The organism is Pseudomonas sp. B21-031 (assembly GCF_024748985.1).
GTDB lineage: Bacteria > Pseudomonadota > Gammaproteobacteria > Pseudomonadales > Pseudomonadaceae > Aquipseudomonas > Aquipseudomonas kermanshahensis.
Genome location: NZ_CP087181.1, coordinates 1,388,839 through 1,411,247 on the forward strand (window position 1 = coordinate 1,388,839; position 22,409 = coordinate 1,411,247).

The 22,409-nt window shown below is 63.0% G+C and carries 22 protein-coding genes and 1 pseudogene; 7 read left to right on the top strand and 16 right to left on the bottom strand.

The features are described 5' to 3' along the window. Nucleotides 1-93: 93 nt before the first annotated feature. Together LOY53_RS06310 and LOY53_RS06315 are read left to right on the top strand one after the other, a co-directional pair. The gene (locus tag LOY53_RS06310; RefSeq protein ID WP_085272782.1) at nt 94-435 is read left to right on the top strand and encodes a helix-turn-helix transcriptional regulator; all 342 of its coding nucleotides are present in this window, start codon (nt 94-96) and stop codon (nt 433-435) included. Further along, nucleotides 432-800 carry a hypothetical protein gene (locus LOY53_RS06315; RefSeq protein WP_027595903.1) on the top strand — a complete coding sequence of 123 codons (369 nt, stop codon included), beginning with the start codon at nt 432-434 and terminating at the stop codon, nt 798-800. The genes LOY53_RS06310 and LOY53_RS06315 overlap by 4 nt, the downstream gene beginning before the upstream one ends. 176 nt (nt 801-976) lie before the next feature. Here LOY53_RS06315 and LOY53_RS06320 read toward each other — a convergent pair whose 3' ends face one another. Next, nucleotides 977-3,058, bottom strand: coding sequence for a carboxy terminal-processing peptidase (locus LOY53_RS06320; protein WP_172961350.1), 2,082 nt, complete (start codon nt 3,056-3,058; stop codon nt 977-979). Between the two features lie 140 nt (nt 3,059-3,198). Between LOY53_RS06320 and LOY53_RS06325 the strand changes: the two genes are divergently transcribed. Next, nucleotides 3,199-4,161, top strand: a complete 963-nt coding sequence (locus LOY53_RS06325; RefSeq protein WP_252826993.1) for an NAD(P)H-quinone oxidoreductase — start codon at nt 3,199-3,201, stop codon at nt 4,159-4,161. Between the two features lie 69 nt (nt 4,162-4,230). On the opposite strand, the gene LOY53_RS06330 is transcribed toward LOY53_RS06325, so the two are convergent. From LOY53_RS06330 to LOY53_RS06355, 6 genes are all read right to left on the bottom strand, one after another. Then, nucleotides 4,231-4,884, bottom strand: a complete 654-nt coding sequence (locus LOY53_RS06330) for an HAD family phosphatase (RefSeq protein ID WP_099453201.1) — start codon at nt 4,882-4,884, stop codon at nt 4,231-4,233. A 14-nt stretch (nt 4,885-4,898) separates the two neighbouring features. Beyond that, the gene (locus tag LOY53_RS06335) at nt 4,899-5,888 is read right to left on the bottom strand and encodes an ABC transporter ATP-binding protein (RefSeq protein WP_027595907.1); all 990 of its coding nucleotides are present in this window, start codon (nt 5,886-5,888) and stop codon (nt 4,899-4,901) included. Between the two features lies 1 nt (nt 5,889). Next, the gene (locus tag LOY53_RS06340) at nt 5,890-6,684 is read right to left on the bottom strand and encodes an ABC transporter permease (protein ID WP_027595908.1); all 795 of its coding nucleotides are present in this window, start codon (nt 6,682-6,684) and stop codon (nt 5,890-5,892) included. Beyond that, complete coding sequence (locus LOY53_RS06345) at nt 6,674-7,513, bottom strand: ABC transporter permease subunit (protein ID WP_027595909.1); 840 nt, start codon at nt 7,511-7,513, stop codon at nt 6,674-6,676. The genes LOY53_RS06340 and LOY53_RS06345 overlap by 11 nt, the downstream gene beginning before the upstream one ends. Further along, complete coding sequence (locus LOY53_RS06350; RefSeq protein WP_027595910.1) at nt 7,510-8,316, bottom strand: alkaline phosphatase family protein; 807 nt, start codon at nt 8,314-8,316, stop codon at nt 7,510-7,512. Before LOY53_RS06350 ends, LOY53_RS06345 begins: the two co-directional genes overlap by 4 nt. 143 nt (nt 8,317-8,459) lie before the next feature. Continuing rightward, complete coding sequence (locus LOY53_RS06355; protein WP_252826994.1) at nt 8,460-9,524, bottom strand: ABC transporter substrate-binding protein; 1,065 nt, start codon at nt 9,522-9,524, stop codon at nt 8,460-8,462. 328 nt (nt 9,525-9,852) lie between these two features. Between LOY53_RS06355 and LOY53_RS06360 the strand changes: the two genes are divergently transcribed. Continuing rightward, nucleotides 9,853-10,566: a UTRA domain-containing protein gene (locus LOY53_RS06360; RefSeq protein ID WP_099428539.1), complete on the top strand. Its 714-nt coding sequence runs from the start codon at nt 9,853-9,855 to the stop codon at nt 10,564-10,566. A 38-nt stretch (nt 10,567-10,604) separates the two neighbouring features. On the opposite strand, the gene LOY53_RS06365 is transcribed toward LOY53_RS06360, so the two are convergent. From LOY53_RS06365 to minC, 7 genes are all read right to left on the bottom strand, one after another. Then, nucleotides 10,605-12,758 carry a mechanosensitive ion channel family protein gene (locus LOY53_RS06365; protein ID WP_027595913.1) on the bottom strand — a complete coding sequence of 718 codons (2,154 nt, stop codon included), beginning with the start codon at nt 12,756-12,758 and terminating at the stop codon, nt 10,605-10,607. A gap of 44 nt (nt 12,759-12,802) precedes the next feature. Continuing rightward, nucleotides 12,803-12,970 carry a hypothetical protein gene (locus tag LOY53_RS06370; RefSeq protein ID WP_167334464.1) on the bottom strand — a complete coding sequence of 56 codons (168 nt, stop codon included), beginning with the start codon at nt 12,968-12,970 and terminating at the stop codon, nt 12,803-12,805. A gap of 210 nt (nt 12,971-13,180) precedes the next feature. Then, nucleotides 13,181-14,470 carry a M18 family aminopeptidase gene (locus tag LOY53_RS06375; protein WP_027595914.1) on the bottom strand — a complete coding sequence of 430 codons (1,290 nt, stop codon included), beginning with the start codon at nt 14,468-14,470 and terminating at the stop codon, nt 13,181-13,183. Between the two features lie 153 nt (nt 14,471-14,623). Beyond that, the gene (locus LOY53_RS06380) at nt 14,624-15,259 is read right to left on the bottom strand and encodes an RluA family pseudouridine synthase (RefSeq protein WP_027595915.1); all 636 of its coding nucleotides are present in this window, start codon (nt 15,257-15,259) and stop codon (nt 14,624-14,626) included. Nucleotides 15,260-15,415: 156 nt separating this feature from the next. Next, nucleotides 15,416-15,670, bottom strand: coding sequence for a cell division topological specificity factor MinE (minE, locus tag LOY53_RS06385; RefSeq protein ID WP_003252572.1), 255 nt, complete (start codon nt 15,668-15,670; stop codon nt 15,416-15,418). Between the two features lie 3 nt (nt 15,671-15,673). Beyond that, nucleotides 15,674-16,486: a septum site-determining protein MinD gene (gene minD, locus LOY53_RS06390; protein WP_027595916.1), complete on the bottom strand. Its 813-nt coding sequence runs from the start codon at nt 16,484-16,486 to the stop codon at nt 15,674-15,676. A 99-nt stretch (nt 16,487-16,585) separates the two neighbouring features. Beyond that, on the bottom strand, nt 16,586-17,338 hold the full coding sequence (minC, locus tag LOY53_RS06395; protein ID WP_027595917.1) for a septum site-determining protein MinC: 753 nt from the start codon (nt 17,336-17,338) through the stop codon (nt 16,586-16,588). Between the two features lie 111 nt (nt 17,339-17,449). On the opposite strand from minC, the gene LOY53_RS06400 reads away from it, so the two are divergent. Continuing rightward, nucleotides 17,450-18,385 carry a lipid A biosynthesis lauroyl acyltransferase gene (locus LOY53_RS06400; protein ID WP_027595918.1) on the top strand — a complete coding sequence of 312 codons (936 nt, stop codon included), beginning with the start codon at nt 17,450-17,452 and terminating at the stop codon, nt 18,383-18,385. A 127-nt stretch (nt 18,386-18,512) separates the two neighbouring features. Beyond that, nucleotides 18,513-19,660, top strand: a pseudogene (locus tag LOY53_RS06405) (patatin-like phospholipase family protein). Between the two features lie 53 nt (nt 19,661-19,713). On the opposite strand, the gene LOY53_RS06410 reads toward LOY53_RS06405, so the two are convergent. Then, a complete protein-coding gene (locus LOY53_RS06410) occupies nt 19,714-20,457 on the bottom strand; it encodes a VacJ family lipoprotein (RefSeq protein WP_374707410.1) in 744 nt (247 codons plus the stop codon). Between the two features lie 73 nt (nt 20,458-20,530). Further along, on the bottom strand, nt 20,531-21,829 hold the full coding sequence (locus LOY53_RS06415; protein WP_099453207.1) for a serine/threonine protein kinase: 1,299 nt from the start codon (nt 21,827-21,829) through the stop codon (nt 20,531-20,533). Between the two features lie 191 nt (nt 21,830-22,020). Between LOY53_RS06415 and LOY53_RS06420 the strand changes: the two genes are divergently transcribed. Then, nucleotides 22,021-22,389: a hypothetical protein gene (locus LOY53_RS06420; protein WP_027595922.1), complete on the top strand. Its 369-nt coding sequence runs from the start codon at nt 22,021-22,023 to the stop codon at nt 22,387-22,389. Nucleotides 22,390-22,409: the final 20 nt, after the last annotated feature.

A 22,409-nucleotide genomic window follows, 5' to 3' on the forward strand; every position in this document is an offset into this window, starting at 1 on the left:
CTGAGCTGCACAGACTCCCGTACTTGGTAATATAATTGGCATAAGGATTATGCCTACGGATTACATGCCGTAATCCTAAGTAAGGGGGTTGTAATGGGTATTCAGGTTATTAGCCGGGACGGTCAGCCCGAGTACGCCGTCGTTCCCTGGGAGCAATACCAGGCACTGCTGAAGGCAGCGGGGCAGCCGCCCGTCGAGGCGGGTGTCAGTGAAGTGCAAAGCGATGCTGCCAGTGCGGCACCTTTACCGGCGTTCAGCGAGGTGGCACAGATTCGTGAGGCGAAGGGCATCGCCCCTGAGCTCCTGGCGCGCAATGTGGGTGTGAGTCCCGCGTACCTGGCCATGATCGAGTCAGGCGAGCGTCAGCCGGACGCTGCCATCCGCCGCGCCCTGGCCTGGCACTTGGGTGTGGCGGGTTGGAGCGAACCCTCATGAGCCAGGTCAGGATCAGCCGCCAGCACTGGCAGAGCCTGCTGGACGAGCTTGACCTGGCCCGTCGTCAACGTCATCTGCTGACGTACCGTGCGCTTATCGAGCGCTTGCAATTGCCCAGCCCGGCCATGCAGACGCTGACCGCCGCGCTGGAGTACCTGGCGGTGCTCGACGCCCGTGCCGAGCAGCCTTTGCGCAGTTCGCTGGTAATCAGCCAGGGTGCCAGCCGCCTGCCGCGCACCGGTTTTTTCGAGTGTGTAGAGCGGCTTGGGCGTTTTGCCGGGCCGGTCGACGGCATGGAAGCGGCGTCCTGGCATGCCTCGGAAGTGGTGCGGGTGTTCGAGTACCGTTACCCCGAAGAAGCCTGATTCAGCCGAGCGCAGTACTTTGTAGGAGCAGCCTTGTGCTGCGAAGAGGCCAGTGAAAACACCAAAGATCTGCGGTGTGCTCACTGGCCTCTTCGCAGCACAAGGCTGCTCCTACATACACAGAAAAGGGCCGGGTGCTTTCACACCCGGCCCTTTTGGTTAACGCAGGCCTAGCCTCAGTGCTTGGCCACCTGCGAGCTTGCGCTCAGGTAGTCGAGCAGAATGCGCCCTGTCTCGGACAGGTAGGCGTCGTCTTCCGGCTTGGTGTTTTCATCTTCAGCCGGCAGTGCGTCTTCGTCTTCTTTCTTCAGCTCTTTGAGCGGCTCTTCACCTTTGGCCTTGCGGCGGATGTTTTCCAGGGCCAACTGCTTGCCCTCGATCTCATCGTGGCGGGCACGGCGTTCTTGCTCGTTGAGGCTGACGGTCTTCTCGTTCATCAGCTTCTGGGCCAGGGCCAGGCGGTCGCGGATGTAGGTGAACTCGGCATCCTTGGCGCTGCGCGCTTCATGCTGTGCCTTGAGCTGGGTCAGGTACGGCTTGAACGGGTCGGCCGCTGGCTTGACCACCGGGCGGATGGTGTCCCACGGCATCGCCTCGGGCAGGGCGCTCTCGCCGATTTCCTTGGTGTCGATGATCGATGGGTAGTCAATGTCCGGCAGCACGCCCTGGTGCTGGGTGCTCTGCCCAGACACCCGGTAGAACTTGGCCAAGGTCAGTTTCAGCTCCCCATGGTTGAGCGGTTGGATGGTCTGCACGGTGCCTTTGCCGAAGGTCTGGCCACCGACGATCAGTGCCCGGTGGTAGTCCTGCATGGCACCGGCGAAGATCTCCGAGGCCGAGGCCGACAGGCGGTTGACCAGCAGTGCCAGCGGGCCTTTGTAGAAGGCGCCCGGGTTTTCGTCCTCGAGCACGTCGACGCGGCCGTCGCTGTTGCGCACCAGCACCGTCGGGCCCTTGTCGATGAACAGGCTGGTCAGCTCGGTGGCTTCCTGCAGCGAACCGCCGCCGTTGTTGCGCAGGTCGATGACTACGCCATCGACTTTCTCTTTTTGCAGTTCGGTGAGCAGCTTCTTCACGTCGCGCGTGGTGCTCTTGTACTCCGGATCACCGGCACGGTAGGCCTTGAAGTCCAGGTAGAAGGCCGGGATCTCGATGATACCCAGCTTGTAGTCACGGCCATCCTGCTTGAGCTTGAGCACCGACTTTTTCGCGGCCTGCTCTTCAAGCTTGACGGCTTCGCGGGTGATCGAAACGATCTTGCTGGTCTGGTCGCTCGGGGCATTGCTGGCCGGGATGATCTCCAGGCGCACCACCGAGCCTTTCGGGCCACGGATCAGCTTGACCACTTCGTCCAGGCGCCAGCCGACCACGTCGACCATTTCCTTGTTGCCCTGGGCCACGCCGATGATCTTGTCGGCCGGGGCGACCTGCTTGGTCTTGGCGGCAGGGCCTGCCGGCACCAGGCGGACGATCTTGACCTGGTCGTTGTCACTTTGCAGCACCGCGCCGATGCCTTCGAGCGACAAGCTCATGTTGATGTCGAAGTTTTCTGCGTTGTCCGGCGACAGGTAGTTGGTGTGCGGGTCGTAGGACTGGGCGAAGGTGTTGATGTAGGCCTGGAAGATATCCTCGGCACGGGTCTGGTCCAGGCGTGCCAGCTGGTTCTTGTAGCGCTTGGTCAGGGTTTCCTGGATCTGCTTGGGCTCTTTACCGGCAATCTTCTGGCGCAGCACTTCGTCTTTGACACGCTTGCGCCACAGGTCGTCGAGCTCGGCCTGGTTCTTCATCCACGGGGCGTCCTTGCGGTCGATCAGCAAGGTTTCCTTGGTGGTGAAGTCGATCTTGTCGACGCCTTTGTTCAGCTCGGCCAGGGCAAAGTCCAGGCGCTGCTTGACGCGATCAAGGTAGCGTTTGTAGATGGTGAAGCCAGGGTCGAGGTTGCCGCTTTTGAGGAAGTCGTCGAACTGCGTCTTCCACTTGTCGAACTCGGCGATGTCGGCCGCGGTGAAGTAGCTGCGCGCAGGGTCCAGCAGCTTGATGTAGCTGTCGTAGATGATCACCGAGCGGGCGTCATCGAGCGGTGGCTTGCTGTAGTGGTGGCGCTTGAGCAGTTCCACCACATTAAGGCTGGCGACGATCTCGTCGCGGTCCGGCTGCAGGCTGTCCCACTTGTTGGCGGCCGCCGCATTGCCGCCGAGCGTAAGGCTGCCGAGGCCAATCATCAGGGCCAGGGCGGTGCTTGGGAGGAAATGCTTCATGCTGATTCGACGTGGAGGCAATTGATCACGCATAGTAGGCCGTCTTTTCCGTTGCCGGTTCCATGGAGCCGGACAAATACTGCAAAAAGCCCGGGGCGAGGGTTCCCCAGGCTCAGTCATGATTCAACTATGGAGGCACTGTGAAGGCATTGCAAGGCGAAGACGGACATGTGGAGTGGGTCGAGGCCGAGCGCCCGGCCCTTGACGCGGGCCAAGTACGCATTCGCGTGGCTGCTGCGGGGCTGAACCGCGCCGACCTGTTGCAAATGAAGGGGCTGTACCCGCCACCGCCTGGCGCCAGCCCTTATATGGGCCTGGAGTGCGCCGGTATTATCGAAGAAGTCGGGCCGGGCGCCGATTGGCGTGTGGGCGAGCGGGTGTGTGCGCTGCTGGCCAGCGGTGCGATGGCTGAAGAAGTGGTGGTCGATGCCCGCCATGTGCTGCCGGTGCCTGAAGGCCTGAGCCTGCACGAAGCGGCGGCGCTGCCTGAGGTGTACGCCACGGCGTGGTTGAACATCTTCCAGCTGGGCGCCGTCAAAGCCGGCGAGAAAGTGCTGGTGCACGCAGGGGCCAGCGGCGTGGGTTCGGCGGCGATCCAGTTGTGCAAGGCGTTTGGCAACCCGGTGTATGTGAGTGTTGGCTCGCAGGATCGCCTGGCCTACTGCGAAGCGCTGGGCGCTGCCGGCGGCGTGGTGCGTAACCAGAACCTCGATGCGCTGGAAGGCGTTGGGCCGTTCGACGTGATTCTCGACCCGGTGGGTGCCAGTTATGGGGAACTCAACCTCAAGCTGCTGGCGCGTGACGGGCGTTGGGTGATCATCGGCCTGATGGGCGGACGCAAGTTCGAGCTGGACCTGGCACAGGTGCTGGGTAAGCGCCTGGAAATCACCGGCTCAACGCTGCGCAACCGTGACGACGGGTTCAAGGCCGAGTTGCTGCGTGAGTTGCTGCAGCAGGTGTGGCCGCTGTTCGCCGAAGGGCGGTTGTCGGCGCAGTTGGTGGATACCTACCCGGTGGAATTTGCCCAGGCGGCGTATGCCGAGCTTGAGACTAACCAAGTGTCGGGCAAGCTGGTGATGGTGATCGACCCGAGCCTGGTGTAAGCCGGCTCGGCCTCTTCGCGGGGCAAGCGGGCTTGTCCCGCGAAGAGGCCAGTATGTTCAGCGCAATGATCAGCGCCAAGTCAGAATCGGCCACCCATTGACCTCTGCATGCTCGCGCAACACCGCATCTGGGTTCACCACAACCGGATGGTCCACCTTCAACAACAACGGCAGATCATTCCGCGAATCGGAATAGAAACTCGCCCCTTCCAGATTCTCCTGCTCCTGATCCAACCACTCCAGCAATCGGGTGATCTTCCCTTCACGGTAGGTCAGCACCCCATGGGTCTTGCCGGTGTACACCCCATTCACCGCCTCCAGCTCGATCGCCAGGTACTCGTCCACGCCCAACCGCGCCGCAATCGGCCCAACCAAGTGCGTACCCGAAGCGGAAATGATCAGAATACGGTCGCCACGCTTGCGATGCTCCGCGATGCAGCGGCAGGCGTCGCCGAAAATGATCGGCTCGATAACGTCCTCCACCCACGGCTCCACCAGGTGCTCGACCTCTTCCAGGGTACGCCCGGCAATCGGCTCCAGGCTGAAGGCCATGTAGTCCTCCATCGCCAGGTGGCCCTTGCCGTAGGCCTCCATCAATTCATGGTCGCGACGCAGGAAGTCCTTGCCGTCGACCCAGCCCAGCCGGGCCATCTGCTCGCTCCACAGTGACGCGCAGTCGCCGTGGATCAGGGTTTCGTCCAGATCGAAAATTGCCAGTGCCATTGTGTTGAATCTCCTTAAGCCACTTCCCGCAGCGCCGTGGGGTCGATCGACAAGGATACCCGCTGGCCGTCTGGATGCAGATCGGCAGACGAGCGGTTGAGCACGTCGACCACCAGTTCCACCTCACGCACTCGCACTCGGTAACGGATGACGTTGCCCAGCAGGCTGTGGCTGCGCACTTCACCGTCCAGCTCGCCATTCAGGCCCAGGGTGATGGATTCGGGACGGATGGCCAGGCGGCTGGCCACCGGGCGTTGCAGCAGGCGGCTGGCGCTTTCCGGGTCGAGCAGGTTGTAGTTGCCGATGAAGCCCGCAGCAAACAGGTCCACGGGCGCGGTGTAGAGGGTTTCGGCATCGCCGCTCTGGACGATGCGGCCTTGGTTCATCAGGAAAATGCGGTCTGACATCGTCAAGGCCTCTTCCTGGTCGTGGGTGACGAAGATGGTGGTCAGCCCCAGTTCGCGCTGGATCGCACGAATCTGCTCACGCAGGTGTTTGCGGATGCGCGCATCCAGCGCCGACAGCGGCTCGTCGAGCAGTAGCAGGCGCGGGCGGGTCACCAGTGAACGGGCCAGGGCCACGCGCTGGCATTGGCCACCCGACAGCTGGTGCGGGTAGCGCCCGGCGAAGCTGCCCAGTTCCACCAGGTCGAGCACCTCACGCACCCGCGCCTGGCTCTCGTCGGCCTTGACCTTCTGCATGCGCAGGCCAAAAGCGACGTTTTGTTCCACGGTCATGTTGGGGAACAGCGCGTAGCTCTGGAACACCATGCCGATGCCGCGTTTTTGCGGGCTCAGGGGCACGATGTCCTGGCCATCGAGCAGGATGCGCCCCCCGTCCACCGGGGTCAGCCCGGCGATGCAGCGCAGCAGGGTGGACTTGCCGCAGCCGGAAGGGCCGAGCAGGGTGACGAACTCGCCGCGTTCGATCTGGCAGTCGATGTTTTCGAAAACCGGTGTGCCGGCATAGCGTTTGTGCAGTTGCTGTACGCTGACGAAGCTCATGTCAGGTCTTGTCCTTGTTCAGGCGGTTGGCGACCCAGGTGAGTACCAGCACGAAGGCGAAATAGGAGATCACCAGCGCGCTGTTGAAGTGGCCGCTGCTGTTGCGCATGTTGTTCAGGTACACCTGCAGCGTCTCGTAGCGGGTGCCGACCAGCAGGTTGGCGAACACGAACTCGCCGAACAGGAACGAGAACGACAGCAGCAGGGCCACCATCAGGCCTTTGCGCAGGTTCGGCAGCACCACCAGGAATGCCGCTTGCCAGGTGCTGGCCCCGAGCAGTTGGGCGGCGTCCATCAGGTCGCGCAGGTTGATCGCCTGCAGGTTGTTGGTGATTGCCCGGTACATGAACGGCAGGGCGATGGTGAAATAGCAGCCGATCAAAATCCACGGGGTGCCGACCATGGCCATGGGCCCGCTGCCATACAGCTGCAGCAACCCCACCGCGGACACCACCGGCGGCACCGCGAACGGCAGCAGGATGAGGATGTTCATCAGCGCGTCGAGCTTGGGGAAGTGGTAGTGCACCACGAACAGCAGCGGCAGGATCAGCACCACCGACAGTATCAGTGCGCCCACGCACACCAGCAGCGACTGGCCGAACGCTGCCAGAAAGCGCGGTTCGCTCCACAGCGCCACGTACCACTTCAGGGTCAGGCCGCTGGGCAGCAGGCTGGCTGACCAGCTGGTGGCCACGGAGTAGAGCAGGGTGCCGGCCAGCGGCAACAGCAGGATGAGGAACAGCAGGTACACCACCAGGCGGTGGTAGAGGCTGCTGGCGTTGGTTTCAGCGCGCATGGTAGCTCCTTTTCAGCAGCCATTGATGGACCACCGTGACCAGCGTCATCAGCCCCACCAGCACCATGGCTAGGGCACTCGCAAGGTTAGGGTCGAGGCTGATGTCACCGGCCACCAGGCCAGCGATGCGGATCGGCAGCACGTTGAAGTTGCCGGTGGTCAACGCATACACCGTGGCATAGGCGCCCAGGGCATTGGCCAAGAGGATGACGAAAGTGCCGAGCAACGCTGGGGTCAGCACCGGCAGGCCGATATGGCGCCAGAACTGCCAGTGGTTGGCGCCGAGCAGGGCGGCCGACTCACGCCAGTCTTCACGCAAGGCGTCGAACGCCGGGTACAGCAACAGCACGCCCAAGGGGATCTGGAAGTAGGTGTACACCAGGATCAGCCCGCTTTTGGAGTAGATGCTGAAGTCTTCCAGCAGGCCGATCTGTTTAAGCAGCAGGGTCAGTGCGCCGTTGAAACCCAGCAGGATGATGAAGGCGAAGGCCAGTGGCACGCCGGCGAAGTTGCTGGTCATGTTGGCGAAGGCACTGACAAAATCGCGCAGCCGCGAATCCACCTGGCGCAGCGAGTAGGCCCCGAGGGTAGCGATGACGATACCGAACAGGCTCGACCAAAAGCTGATCTCCAGGCTGCGCTGCAAGGCCTGCAGGTAGAACTTTGAGGCGAACACCTTGCTGAAGTTTTCCAACCCCCAGCCCGCCTCGGACTGCACGCTGTTGATCGCCACCCAGGCCAGCGGGGCGATCTGGAAGATGATGAAGAACACAGCGAATGGCAGCAGGCAGAGCAGGGCAAGGTAACGGCCGCGATGGCTGGCATTCACTTGAGCAGCTCCCGGCACACGGTCTTGTCGTGGGCCACGCCAAGCAGCTCGCAGATGGTGCCGCACAACTCGGTTTGCAGCGGCTTGGCAGCAGGGTCGAGGCTGAAGCCATCGCCAAAGACGAACAGCGGGACCTCGCGTTCCTCGGCCAGCAGGCCATTGTGCGAGCGGTCGTTGTTCATGCCGTGGTCGGCGGTGACCAGCACCTGATAGCCCTCTTCGAGCCAGCGCGGCAGGTAGTCGGCCAAGAGGATGTCGGCGCTGCGTGCCGCGTTGCGGTACTGGCTGCTGTCCAGGCCATGGCGGTGGCCGACGTCGTCGATGCTCATCGGGTGCACCAGCAGGAAGTTCGGTGCATGCCGGCGGCGCAGGTATTCGGCGTCGGCCAGCAGGTGTGAATCGGGGTAGCGGTCGTCCCAGTAGAACAGGCCGTGCTGGATCGGCAGCTTCGGCGCATGGGTGTGGCGATCGCGCTGCGCGTCGAACGGTGAGCGGTTGTACAGCTCGCTCATCCAGTGATAGGCCGCCGCCGCAGTACCCAGCCCCGCTTCGCGGGCGTAGTGGAACACGCTGCGCTGGTTGGACAGGCGGTTGACGTTGTTGTGCACGATGCCGCTGTCGATCGGCGTCACACCGGTGAGGATGCATTCGTACAACGGGCGCGACAGTGACGGTAGCTCGCATTCCACGCGGTACAGCGCGGCGCGATCGGCCTCGACGTAGGCGTGCAGGTGGCCCATGGCGTGGTGGGCGACCTGGTGGTTGAGGCCGTCGAGCAGGACCAGGATGACGTTGTGTTGCATGGTGGCTCCAGTCATTACCGCGTTGTTCACTTCGCGGGCAAGCCCGCTCCCACAGGACCACCACAGCTGCGAACACTGTGAGGTCCCTGTGGGAGCGGGCTTGCCCGCGAAAGGGCCGGTTCAGGCGCTAGAGATCTAGCCCCTTACTCCATCTCGATGATCACTTGCTCCTGCCACTTCTGCGGCAGCGCCTTGGAGGTCGCTTCCCACACCTCGGCATTCTTGATCGGCTGCGCAGCCTTGTACTGCTCATTTGGCAGCAGCTTGGCCTGCACATCGGCCGGCAGCTTCAGGTGCTCGGCGCGGATCGGCCGGGCGTGGCCGATGGCCAGGTTAGTCTGCCCGGCATCGCTGAAGATGTACTCACGCGCCAGCTTGGCTGCGTTCGGGTGCTTGGCGTACTTGTTGATGATGGTGGTATAGCCCGAGGTGATCGAGCCGTCCGACGGGATCAGCACTTCGAAGCGCTTGGGGTCGATCTGATCACGGTAGCTCAGGCCGTTGAAGTCCCACACCACGCCCACTTCAACCTCGCCCTTCTCCAGGGTCTGGATGGTCGGGTTGGCCAGTGACAGGCGCTTCTGCTTGGCCAGTTTGGTGAACAACTGCAGGCCCGGCGCAATATTGGTTTCGTCGCCCTTGTACGCGATGGCGGCAGCCAGCACGCCGTTGGCGGCCTGGGCGGCGGTGCCGACATCGCCAATGGCAACCTTGTACTTGCCTTTCTCCAGGTCATGCCAGGTTTTCGGGCGTTCTTCTTCTTTCACCAGGTCCTTGTTGATGATGAAGGCGATGGTGCCGGTATAGGCCAGCGCCCAGTGCCCGTCCTTGTCCTTGGCCCATTCGGGTACCTGGTCCCAGGTGCTCGGCTTGTACGGTTGGCTCACGCCCTTGGTCACGGCAATCGGGCCAAAGGCGGCACCGACGTCGCCGATGTCGGCACTGGCATTGTCTTTTTCGGCATCGAACTTGGCGATTTCCTGGGCCGAACTCATGTCGGTGTCGCTGTGCTTGAGGCCATATTTATTGGCCAGGTCCTCCCAGGTGCCTTTCCAGTTGGCCCAGGCATCGGGCATGCCCACGCTGTTGACGGTGCCTTCCTTGCGGGCGGCGTCTTCCAGGGCCTTGAGGTCGGTGCCGGCGGCCATGGCCGTGGTACACAGGGCGATGGCCGAACCGAGCAGTGACGCCATGAAGAACTTTTTCATCCGAAGCTCCTTGGGTGGGTGCCTGTTGCGATCGTTGTCGTGAATGAGGCAGTTGTCAGCGACCTTTGGTCTAGGTCAGCAAACCTTGAGCCAAGGTAGGCCGCTTGCGTGACAGTTTGATGTAGGGGGAGGCTTCAACCGGGGGTTCCGGCTGCCTGAAAATACAGCGTAGACCAGATCGCAGGCCCTGATTTAGCGGGCTTGGCCCGAAACTGGCAAAGCCCGTGTGGTGCCTTTGTCACAGGATGTTCATCAGCCCTGCCTAGGCTTGCACTACTCTCCAATTGCCCCGTCATGGGGCTGGCCTAGTCCAGATAGGTAACCTTTGATGCAACCGATGCCCCCGCGTGCGGTAACAGCCATCTGCCACGCCCTGCAGGAGCAGATCGAACACGGCCTGCTGGCGCCGGGTGGCAAGCTGCCGGCCGAGCGCAAACTCAGCGAGGTGTTCGACACCACGCGCATCACCCTGCGCGAGGCCTTGGCACAGCTGGAGGCCCAGGGGCTGATCTACCGGGAAGAGCGCCGCGGCTGGTTTGTCGCCCCACAGCGGCTGACCTATGACCTGATTGAGCGTAGCCACTTTCATGCGATGGTGCGTGACCAGGGGCGTGTGCCGAGTACCGAGCTGTTGTCGGCGCGGCTGCAGCCGGCTTCTGCCGTTGTCTGCGCGCGGCTGCAACTGCCGGCGTTGTCCAGTGTGGTGCGGATCTGCCGGCTGCGGCGTATCGATGGGCGGGCGGTGCTGTATGCCGAGCACTACCTGAATCCGCGGTATTTTCCCGGCATTCTCGAACAGGACCTGGCGCAGTCGCTGACCGAGATTTATGGGCGGGTATACGGCATCGGCTATGGGCAGGTGTGCTTCGAGATTCTGCCGACGGCGCTGCCGATCGAGGCAGCGGCCGCGTTGAAGGTGTCGGTCGGCAGCCCGGGGCTACACATCACCCGGGTCAACAGTGACCAGCAGGGGCACCTGATCGACTGTGACCTGGAGTATTGGCGGCATGATGCAATCCGCATCCGCGCCCAGGCGGGGTAATGGGGTGGCTTCTTCGCGGGCTTGCCCGCGAAGAAGCCCTAACTGGACGAGCTGGTTTCGCTCATACCGCCACCGCCCGCCGTCACCACCTGCACCGACAACCGCGGCGTCGCCAGGTCCAGCCCCGCTTCATCCAGCTGGCGCTTCAACGCCAGGTTGAACGCCCGCGACACTTCCCATTGCTTGATCGGCGCGGTCTTGAAGCGCGCTCGCAAAATCGCCGAGCCCGACTCGAAGCTCTCTACGCCCTGCAGCTCCAGCGGCGACCAGATATTACGGCGCATCAACGGGTCGTTACGCAGTTTCTGCCCCACCTCGCGGATCAGCGTGATGGCCTGGTCGATGTTCATGCTGTGCGGGATCGCCACGCGGAAAATCGCGTAACCGAACTCCCGCGAGTAGTTCTTGATGCTCTTGATTTCGCTGAACGGGATGGTGTGCACGATGCCGTCGATGTCGCGCAGGCGCACGGTGCGGATGGTCAGGCCTTCGACTGTCCCCAGGTGCCCACCGACATCCACGTAGTCGTCGATGGCCAGCGAATCTTCGATGATGATGAACAACCCGGTGATCAGGTCGGCCACCAGGGACTGGGCGCCAAAACCGATGGCCAGGCCGATCACACCGGCACCGGCCAGCAGCGGGGTGACGTTCATGCCCATGTTGGCCAGGGCAACGATCACCGCGATGATGAAGATGGCCACGAACATGACGTTGCGGATCAGCGGCATCATGGTTTGCGCGCGGGCGTTGGCCAGCCCGCGGCGCGAGCGTACCAAGGCGTGGTGCACGGCCGTGTCGGCCAGAATCCACACCAGCCAGGCGGCGATCAGCGTGCCGGCCAGGCCCAGCAGGCGAAGGCTCACCTCGTGGCCGTCGCCTTCGGCGAAGGTGATCATCGACAAGCCCCACACGCGCAGCCCCAGCTCGATGAACAGCAGCCAGATGAACAGGTGCACCAGGGCATAGGCGAAGTTGCGCAAGCGCTCGGTGTACACCGCTTGGCGCTTGTTGGCGCGTTTGGGGTTGGCCGCGTGGCGGCGCACCAGGCCGTTGAGCACCATGCACACCACCACCAGCACCGTGCACATCAACGACTGGCGCAGGGCGGTACTGGTGTCGCCGGCCGAGACGAAGGTCGCGAACAGCGAAATACCCACCAGAATCAACGCGGGCGCGAACCAGAAGCTGCCGAGGATCTCGATGGTGTCGCTCAGGGTGCGCCGGGTCAGGCGCCGGTCCAAGGGTTGGTTGCGGATCAGGTGGGCGATCGGGCGGCGGAACCGCAGGATGAACAGCCCGGTGCAGATCGCCGCGATGACGTTGGCCAAGGTGGCCAGGGCATGGGCCAGGTGGGTGCCGAGGGCGACGGTCAGCCTAGGGTCGCTCATGGCCTCACCGAAGGCAGCAAAGCTACCGATCAGCCACAGCGGGCGGAAGGCCTGATGCCGCAGGATATGCAGGGCGCGGTGGCGGTGTGGGCCGTCGAGCAGCGAGAAGGCGATCACGCAGATGGCCGAGAAGCAGGTGCCGACCACCAACGCATACGCCAGCACCATGGCCATCGACTTGCCCAGCGACGAGGGCAGGGCGAAGCTCAGGTACACGGTGAACACCAAGGCCACTAGCCAGGGCCCGAGCTTGCGCAAGGCAAAGCGCACCAGGTCCCAGGTGCGTGGGTGCTGGGGCAGCTCTTCGGTGAGGCCGAAGCGTAGCCGCACCCGGTGGCCAATCCAGTTGAAGGCGTATGCCAGCAGGCTCCAGACCGCGATGATTGCGGCAAAGCCGAACAGGATCGCCGGCCACTGGTGCACCGGGACCACCAGTTCGGTCAGTTCTGCCTGGGCTTGCTCGATTTCCGCCGCCCAGCGGTGGAAGGGGCTGGCATCGCCGCTGAACTGCTGTTCGAAGTCATGCAAAGCACCACCGATCAGGCCCAGCACGCCCTGTTCGACGGTGGGTTGTGATTGCTTGGTGGCGTCGCGCAGTTTTTTCAGGTCGGCCAGCAACTTGGCGCGTTGCTGGTCGTTTTCGAGGTTCTTGATCACCTCGTCCAGCGACTTGCCCAACGGCTCGGTGGCCTCAGGCTGCGCAGGCGCGCTGGAGCCGAGCAGGCTCGGCAGGCCCGCGGCCTGAACCGGGGTGATGAACAATAACAGCAGCAGGGACAGGCAACGCAGAAGGGCAGGCACCGGGAAATCTACCTCAGGTCAAACGATGGACCGAGTGTAGAGGTTTATGTGGGCAGTTTCTCCAGGATCTTCCAGCAGGTGAGGCCGAAGATGCCCAGTGTGCCGATCCACATCATCAGCACACCGATGTTGCGCTCGCGCAGGCTGAAGCCGATGGTCAGCAGCAGCAGGAACAGAAACACCGGCACGAACAGGGACAGAAAGGGAGACATGGACAGCAATCCTTTTGCAGTGGGGCCATGTAATAAGCATAGCGGGTAGCAGGCGAAGCGGGTTGACCTTGAGCAAGGTGGCCGGACGCGCTGCCTTTTTTGCCTTGTGTAGGAGCAGCCTTGTGCTGCGAAGAGGCCGGTACATAATGCCCCGTTTTATGGGGCTGTACCGGCCTCTTCGCAGCACAAGGCTGCTCCTACACGATGGCGTTATGGCAGGTCGCGGCTGCGGTAGAACGCCGTCAGCACTTTCACCAGGTGCGCCAGGTCATGGCTGCCGCACAACTCGCGGATCGAGTGCATGGCAAAGGTCGGCAAGCCGATATCGACCGTGCGCACACCCAGGTTGCTGGCGGTGATTGGGCCGATGGTCGAGCCACAACCCATGTCGCTGCGCACCACGAAGCTCTGCACCGGTACTTCTTCGGCCATGCACAGGTGGCGGAAGAACCCGGCGGTTTCGCTGTTGGTGGCGTAGCGCTGGTTGTTGTTGACCTTGATCACCGGCCCGGCGTTGAGCTTGGGCCCGTGGTTGCCGTCGTGCTTGTCGGCATAGTTGGGGTGCACGCCATGGGCGTTGTCAGCCGACACCATCAGCGAGCGCTGAATGGTCCGCACATAGCTGTCACCCTCGGGCAGCAGGCGTTGCAAGGTCTGCTCGAGCATGGGGCCGTCGGCGCCACAGGCCGAGCACGAGCCGACTTCTTCGTGGTCGTTGCACACCAGCACGCAGGTTTCGTCGCTGTCGGCAGCCAGCAGCGCTTGCAGGCCGGCATAGCACGACAGCAGGTTGTCCAGGCGGGCACCGGCGATGAAGTCGCGGTTGATGCCGATCAGCGCAGCATCTTGGGTGTCGTAGAAGCTCAGCTCGTAGTCCAGCACCACGTCGGCATTGAGCTCGTGCTCACGCGCCAGCTGTTCGGTGAGCAGTGCGCGGAAGTCGATGCGCTCGTCGCCGGCGACCTGGGCCAGGATGGGCGGCAGTTCGTTCTGCGGGTTGATCTGCCAGCCTTCGTTGGCGGTGCGGTTGAGGTGGATCGCCAGGTTGGGGATCACCGCGATGGGCAGCTTGAAGTCGATCAGCTGGCTTTCGACCTTGCCGTCACGGCGGAAGGTGACCCGGCCGGCCAGGGACAGGTCGCGGTCGAACCAGGGCGCCAGCAGCGCACCGCCGTAAACCTCGACGCCCAGCTGCAGGAAGCCTTGGCGTTGCAGCTCGGGTTGCGGCTTGACGCGCAGGCACGGGCTGTCGGTGTGGGCACCGACCATGCGGATACCGCCAAGCAGGGGTGCTTGCTTGCCCAGTTTGATAGCGATGATCGAGGAGTCGTTGCGGGTGACGTAATACCGACCACCCGGCACCGTTGACCAGCTGTCGCGCTCGTCCAGGCGCTGGTAGCCGGCGGCCTCGAGGCGCTGGGCCAGGCTGGCGGTGGCATGGAAGGGCGTGGGGGAGGCCTTGAGGAAATCGATCAGGCCAGTGTTCAGTGCTTCGCGCATAACTCACTCCAGACAGCAGTGGCGCGAGTTTAACGCAGATAGATCACAAATTGTGTCGGCCTCTTCGCGGAGCAAGCCCGCTCCCCCAGGTACCCCACAAACCCTGTAGGAGCGGGCTTGCCCCGCGAAAGGGCCCGCTAAGCCCTAGCGTCATCAGAACGGTGCCGGGCACTCGAACTTCAACCGCTCCCCGCTGACCGGGTGAGTGAAGCTCAGCATTGCCGCATGCAGGCACAACCGGTCATAGGCCGCCAAGGCTTCAGGGTTGGCATACAAGCGGTCACCCAGCAGCGGGTGGCCGATCGACAGCATGTGCACGCGCAGTTGGTGCGAGCGCCCGGTAATCGGCGTCAACTCGACCCGGCAGTGGTCGCCGCACCGCTCCAGGACGCGCCAGAAGGTCAGGGCATGCTTGCCTTGCTCATGGTCCACCACATGCCGTGGCTTGGTTGGCGGGTCGTAGCGCAGGGGCAGGTCGATGCTGCCGCTGTCCAGCGCCGGCTGGCCCCAGCACAGGGCGGTATAGGCCTTTTCGGTCTCGCGGTCGTGGAACTGGCGCGACAGCTCGCGGTGGCTGTCGGCATCGCGGGCCAGCAGGATGATGCCGGAGGTTTCCCAGTCCAGACGGTGCACGATCAGCGCATCGGGGTAGCCGTTTTCCTGCAGGCGGGTGATCAAGCAGTCCTTGTTGTCATCGGCACGGCCGGGCACCGACAGCAGCAGGGTTGGCTTGTTGACCACCAGGATGGCGGCGTCTTCGTGGAGGATCTGGACGTTTGACAGCGGCATTGCGTGGTCTCGGTTAAATCGGGGAAAACCATTGGGGCCGCGTTGCGGCCCATCGCCGGCAAGCCAGCTCCTACAGGTACAGCGCGGACCCTGTAGGAGCTGGCTTGCCGGCGATGGGCTGCAACGCAGCCCCAATGATCACGCCAGAACGCTGAATCAGCGATCTGGCAAGGTGATGTTCAGCTCCAGAATCGAGCAGCTGCCTTGGTTTTCCAGCTCGATGTGCACATCATCGTTGCCGATGTTCACATACTTGCGGATCACTTCGAGCAGTTCTTTCTGCAGTGCCGGCAGGTAGTCCGGTTCGCTGCGCTGGCCGCGCTCATGCGCCACGATGATCTGTAGACGCTCTTTCGCCACCGACGCGCTGGTCTGTTTCTGTCTGCCACGAAAGAAGTCAAAAAGGTTCATGGTTTACTTGCCTCCAAACAGGCGCGCGAAGAATCCTTGCTTCGGCACTTCGATGAACCGCAGGGGCTTTTCTTTGCCCAGCAGACGGTCGACGGTATCGCTATAGGCCTGGCCGGCATCGCTCTGATCGTCGAGGATGACCGGGATGCCCTGGTTGGAAGCCTTGAGCACTGCCTGGGACTCGGGAATCACGCCCTTGAGCTTGATCGCGAGGATGTCGGTAACGTCGTCGATGCTCAGCATCTCGCCTTTCTCGACGCGCTCAGGGTGGTAACGGGTGATCAGCAGGTGTTCCTTGATCGGCTCTTCGCCGTTCTCGGAGCGGCGCGACTTGCTCGACAGGATGCCCAGCATGCGGTCCGAGTCACGTACCGAGGAAACCTCAGGGTTGGTCACGACGATGGCTTCGTCGGCGAAGTACATCGCCAGGTGCGCGCCTTTTTCGATACCGGCCGGGGAGTCGCAGATGACGTACTCGAAGTCATTCTTGAGTTCCATCAGCACTTTCTCGACGCCTTCCTGGGTCAGCGCGTCCTTGTCTCGGGTCTGGCTGGCGGCCAGGACGTACAGATTCTCGAGGCGCTTGTCCTTGATCAGGGCTTGCTGCAGGTTGGCTTCGCCGTTGACCACGTTGACGAAGTCGTACACCACGCGGCGCTCGCAGCCCATGATCAGGTCGAGGTTACGCAGGCCCACGTCGAAGTCGACGATGACTGTCTTGTGGCCGCGCAGTGCGAGGCCGGTGCCGATGGCGGCGCTGGTGGTGGTCTTGCCCACACCCCCCTTGCCGGAAGTAACGACGAGAATCTTGGCCAAGGTGTTTCACCCCTAAATAAGTCGGGACAGGTGTCCCAGCAATATGCAAAAAACGGCAACAGGTAAAAAAGTTGCTCTAAAAATGACGGCAAGTATCCGTTAAAGACGGGTGATGTTCAACACGTCACCAGACAGGCTGACTTGCACGCCGAAGCCCCACAGCGGGTCGCGGCGCAGGTCTTCGCAGACCTTGTACTGGCCCGCGATCGAGACCATTTCCGCCGTCATCTGCTGGCAGAAAATGCGTGCTTTGGTGTTGCCTTTGATGCCCGCCAGGGCGCGGCCGCGCATGGCGCCGTACACATGGATGTTGCCATCGGCCAGAAGTTCCGCACCCGGGCTGACCGACGCGGTCACCACCAGGTCGCCGCCTTGGGCGTAGATCTGCTGGCCGCCACGCACCGGCGAGGTAATGATGCGGGTCGGGCGGATTTCCGGTTCGGCTGCCGGCGCCGGCGCCGGCTCAGGCTTTTTCACCTCAGGCTCGGGCTCCAGCGGCCGTTCGCGCGCGCCGGACGGCGGCAGCACCGGCAGGTCGATGGCGATCGCCGCGGCGATGTCCTCGATGCGGTTGGCGCGGATCGCCAGGGTACGCAGGCCATGGTGGCGGCAGATACGCATCAAGCCGGGCAGGTCGATGGCGCCTTCGCTGGCCGGCAGCTTGTCCAGCGCCAGCACCAGCGGCGTGTTGCTGAAAAAGTTGGGTGCCTGCGCGACTTTGGCCGCCAATTGGCGGTCGAGGGCTTCAAGGTCATTACGCGCCAGTTCCAGCACAGTGATGGCGAGCATGCTGCCCTTGAGCTGGAACACGGAGGCGGTGTCGGGGGTCTGGTTTAGGCTCATGGTCTGCATAGACGGCTTGTTGCGAAAAAAGTGCCCTGACTTATAACGAGAACACCCGTTGCCCGCAACATGCGCTGATCCGTTGTAGAATGCGCGGCCTTTGTCTTTCCGGAAGCTTCAATGGAACGCCCGCGTTTTCGCCCCTATTTCCTTCACCCCAGATTTTGGGGCCTGTGGCTGGGCCTGGGCCTGCTGTGGCTGATCGTCCAGCTGCCTTACCGGGCCCTGCTGTGGGTCGGCACTGCCCTGGGCGCAGTGATGTACCGGGTTGCCGGCGAGCGTCGACGCATCGCCGCGCGCAACCTTGAACTGTGTTTCCCTGAAATGTCCGACGACGAACGGCAGCGTTTGTTGAAGGCCAACTTCGCCTCCACCGGCATCGCCTTCTTTGAAATGGCCATGAGCTGGTGGTGGCCCAAGGCCAGGCTGGCGCGCTTGGCACATATCGAAGGCCTCGAGCACCTGCAGGCTGCCCAGCAGGCAGGGCAGGGCGCGATTCTGATGGCCGTGCACTTCACCACCCTGGAAATCGGCGCCGCGCTGCTGGGCCAGCAGCACACCATCGATGGCATGTACCGCGAGCACGGCAACCCGCTGTTCGACTTCATCCAGCGCAGCGGCCGTGAGCGGCACAACCTCGACTCGTTGGCGGTGGAGCGTGAAGACGTACGCGGCATGCTCAAGCTGCTGCGTTCGGGCCGGGCGATCTGGTATGCGCCCGACCAGGATTATGGCGCCAAGCAGAGCCTGTTCGTGCCGCTGTTCGGTATCCCGGCGGCGACCGTGACCGCCACTACCAAGTTCGCCCGCCTGGGCAAGGCGCAGGTCATCCCCTTTACCCAGAAACGCCTGGAAGATGGCAGCGGCTATCGTTTGGTGATCCATCCGCCGCTGGCGGACTTCCCCGGGGAGAGTGAAGAAGCGGACTGCCTGCGCATCAACCAGTGGATCGAGGGTGTGCTGCGTGAGTGCCCCGAGCAGTACCTGTGGGCGCACCGGCGCTTCAAGTCGCGGCCCGAGGGGGCGCCTAGGCTGTATGACAAGAAGAAACGCTGATGCCAGGCCCGGCCTCTCCTTGTAGGAGCAGCCTTGTGCTGCGAAGAGGCCGGGGAATGCTGCCCATTAGCTTTAGGGCTGCACCGGCCTCTTCGCAGCACAAGGCTGCTCCTACAGGAAGGATGCCATGGCTCCACCTCCGGTAACCGGTCTGATCCTCTCTGGCGGCGGCGCCCGTGCCGCTTATCAGGTCGGCGTATTGGCCGGCATCGCTGAACTGCTGCCCCCGGGCGCGCCCAACCCCTTCCCGGTCATCGTCGGCACGTCGGCTGGCGCCATCAATGCGGTCACCCTCGCCAGCGGCGCTACCCGCTTCACCGAAACCGTGCGCAACCTCACCGCCTTCTGGCAAAACTTTCGCAGCCACCTGGTGCTGCGCAGCGACTGGCCGGGGTAATCCGCCAGGCCAGCCGCTTCGTCAGCCACAGCCTGCTGGGCCTGGGTGGCCACGCGCCGGTGGCGCTGCTCGACAGCAGCCCCTTGCGCGGCCTGCTGCAAGCGCACCTGGACCTGGACGGCATCGGCCACGCCCTGGCCACCGAACAGCTGCGCGCTGTCGCAGTAACGGCATTCGGCTACGAGTCGGGGCAGGCGGTGACCTTCTACCAGGGCCGCGGCGCCATCGAGGCGTGGTTGCGCCACCGCCGCATCGGCGTACCCACGCCGTTGACCATCGACCACTTGTTGGCCAGTGCGGCAATCCCGCTGTTGTTCGCGCCGGTCAGGCTGGGCGATGAATACTACGGTGACGGCGCGGTGCGCCAGTCGGCACCGATCAGCCCGGCGTTGCACCTGGGGGCCAGCCGGGTGCTGGTGGTCGGGGTTAGCGGCAACCCTCAGCGGCCATCGCCGCCGCGGCCCACCCAGCGAGTGTTCAGTGGCCAGCAGCCGAGCCTGGCGCAGATTGGCGGTCACATGCTCAATAGCACCTTCATCGACAGCCTGGAAGACGACATCGAACTGCTGCAGCGGCTCAACCACCTCAGTCACTTGCTGCCTGCCCACCTGGATGCACGGCGCCTGGGGCTGGCCCCGGTGGAAGTATTGGTTGTGGCGCCCAGCCAGCCGCTGGACGAAATCGCTGCGCGGCACCGGCGTGAATTGCCGGCGGCGTTGCGGCTGTTCTTGCGCGGGCCGGGGGCGACGCGGACCAGTGGGGCAGGGGTGCTGAGTTATTTGCTGTTCGAGGCGAGTTATTGCAGTGAGCTGATCGAGCTGGGGCGCAGGGATGCTTTGGTCAAGCGGCGCGAACTGGAGCAGTTTCTGGGGATTTGATGCAAGCAGTGCTGGCCTCTTCGCGGGCTTGCCCGCGAAGAGGCCAGTAGCTATTACTCAGCAATCTGCAGCTTGCGCGCCTGGGTATACACATACCGAACCTTCTCATACTCGAACGGCGAGTTGAGCTGGCCATAGCGGAATTTGGTGGTATAGCGCTTGTCCACCACCTGAAGGGCAAAGATTTCCGGGTGATCGGTACTGGTTTCCGGCACATTGAGGAAGTTGACCGCCTGCTCGCCCGCATAGTCCACCACCAGCCCGGTGGTATCGCGCAGGTTCGAGGGGCCCAGCACCGGCAGCATCAGGTACGGCCCGTCCGGCACACCATAAAAGCCCAGCGTCTGGCCAAAGTCTTCACTCTGGCGCGGCAGGCCCATCTTGGTCGCCGGGTCCCACAGCCCACCGACCCCGATCAGGGTGTTGAACATCAACCGCGCGGTGATTTCTGCCGAGCGCTTGGCCTTGAGTTGCAACACGCTGTTGAACAGGTTCGGCACATCGCCCAAGTTGTTGAAGAAGTTGCTCACCCCGGTGCGCACGAAACGCGGTGTTACATACTGATAGCCGCTCACCACGGGCAGCAGCACCCATTGGTCCAGGCGGTAGTTGAAGTGGTAGATGCGCCGGTTGATCGATTCCAGTGGGTCGTAGACGTTCAGCGCCTCCAGGGTGGAGCGTTCGAACTCGCGCTGGTCCAGGCCTGGGTTGAATTTCAATGCCCGCAACGGGTCGATGAAACCATCGGCCTCCGGTGGCAGCGGCGCGGCGGTAACCTGCGGGTCGGCCTCGACCACGCTGGCGCGCGGTGCGACCTCCGCGGCCAGGGCGTTGCCAGCGACGAGCAGGGCAGTGGCGAAGAGGAGTTTGTTAACCACGGAAGAACTCCAGCATGGCGTCGCTGTTGACGCGGTAGTTGAGGTTGCCGCAATGGCCGCCATGGGGGTAAAGGGTCAGGCGGTCGCCGAACACCTTGCGCAAGAAGCCGATATCGCCAGGGCCGAGGATGACGTCGTCGGCGTTGTGCATCACGGCAATTTTCGGGCTGTCGCGCAGGTAGTCTTCCAGCGCATACAGGCTGACCTGGTTAACCAACTGCAGGATGCTGTTGCCATCGGTGCGGGCGCGCCACATCGGGATCACCTGCTCGGTCATGTAGCAGTCGAAGTCGCACTGCAGGGCACGCTTGAAGAACGGCGTGAGGCTGCTGCCCTCGGTGATCGGGAACTTCGGTGGAATGATCAGGCCGCGGCGGTTGATCAGGTCGGAGGTAAAGGCGATATCGGCTGCCGAGAAGCGGAACGAGGTGCCGATCAGCATGGCCATCTGCTCGTTGGACAAGTGCTGGCGCGACTGCTGGAAGTCGTACAGCAGGGCTTCGTTGAGGTCGATATAGCCCTTGTCCTGGAAGTAACGGGTCAGCTTGGTGAGCATCAGCTCGTAGAACGTGGTGCTGCGGTCGATGCCCTTGACCTGAGTTTGCACCAGTTTGTCGAGGTTGTTGATCGAGGTGTACAGGTTGACCGGCGGGTTGAGCAGCAGTACACGCTTGAAGTTGAAGCTGCGCCGGGTCTCGTCCAGGTGGCTGACGAACGCCGCGTCCAGCGCGCCGAGGCTGTAGCCGGTGAGGTAGAACTCGCTGATCGGCAAACGCGGGTGCTGGGCGCGCACGGCCTGCATCACCCGGTACATGTCCTCAGCGTCTTCCTGGCTGATACCTGGGGTGGCGAAGCGTGAGGCCGCACTCATGAAGTCGTAGCTGGTGGGCGAGGACAGTTGCACCACGTGGTAGCCGGCTTGGTAGTACAGCTTTTTCAGGTATTCGTTGATGCTGCTGGAGTAGGGGGCGCCGGTGCCAGCGATCAGGAAGATCAGCGGCGCCTTGTGGTCCTGACGGGCCAGGCGGTACTTGAGCTTTTTTACCGACCAGAAGTTGTCGGGCAGGGTGAACTCACGCTCGGGGCGCAGGTTGAGGCTGTAATCGTCCTGGTCGATGTCCTCATCGCTGGGCAAGGTCGGGCGTTGCTCCGGCGGCGTGGTGGCGATGGTCGCCTCGAACGGGTTGGTCAAGGGGTAGCCATAGCTCGCGGCGTCGATATCCCGCGCCGAAGCGGCCACAGCCATGAGCAGGCCGCCGAGCAGGGCAGCGAGGCGCAAAGATCGATGCATGTAACCCCCAAAAAGAAATACAAGGTGTTGCAGTGTGCAGGCTAGGACCACGGCAGTATGGGCAAAGTTGCCAAGTGCGGTGGTCTTTGGTGTGCTTGTTATCTGCAACATAGCTGCAGGAAGGTGATTTTGCCTTACAACCGGCCTTGGGCGATCATGCACGATTTCGATTTCCGCTATTGGAGAACTGGATGTCTCGTTCGCTGCCGGTCATAGCCTTGCTGTTGTTTCTGCCTGCGTGGCTGGCCGCCAGCTATGGCGTGCGTTATGGGTTGATGGAAGACGCGCAGTGGGTTGGGCTGTGTGCGGCGCCCGAGGCGTTCTGGCAGTGCCAGGTGCGCTCGCTGCTGGGGCTGGGTATTCATTTTCAGGTCATTGCCTGGAGTGGGCTTGGCCTGGCGCTGGTGGCGCAGGTGGTTGCGGGTCGGGTTGGGTGGTGGCTGGCGGGGCTGGCGTTGGTGTTCGCGATACCGGCGCTGGTGCTGTATACCGCCAGCATTGCAGTGTTTGCCGTGGTGCTGGCGGGGTTGCGGCTGGTGCGGCAACCGCGTCGCGGCTGATAGGGTCCGCTGTGCGGCCC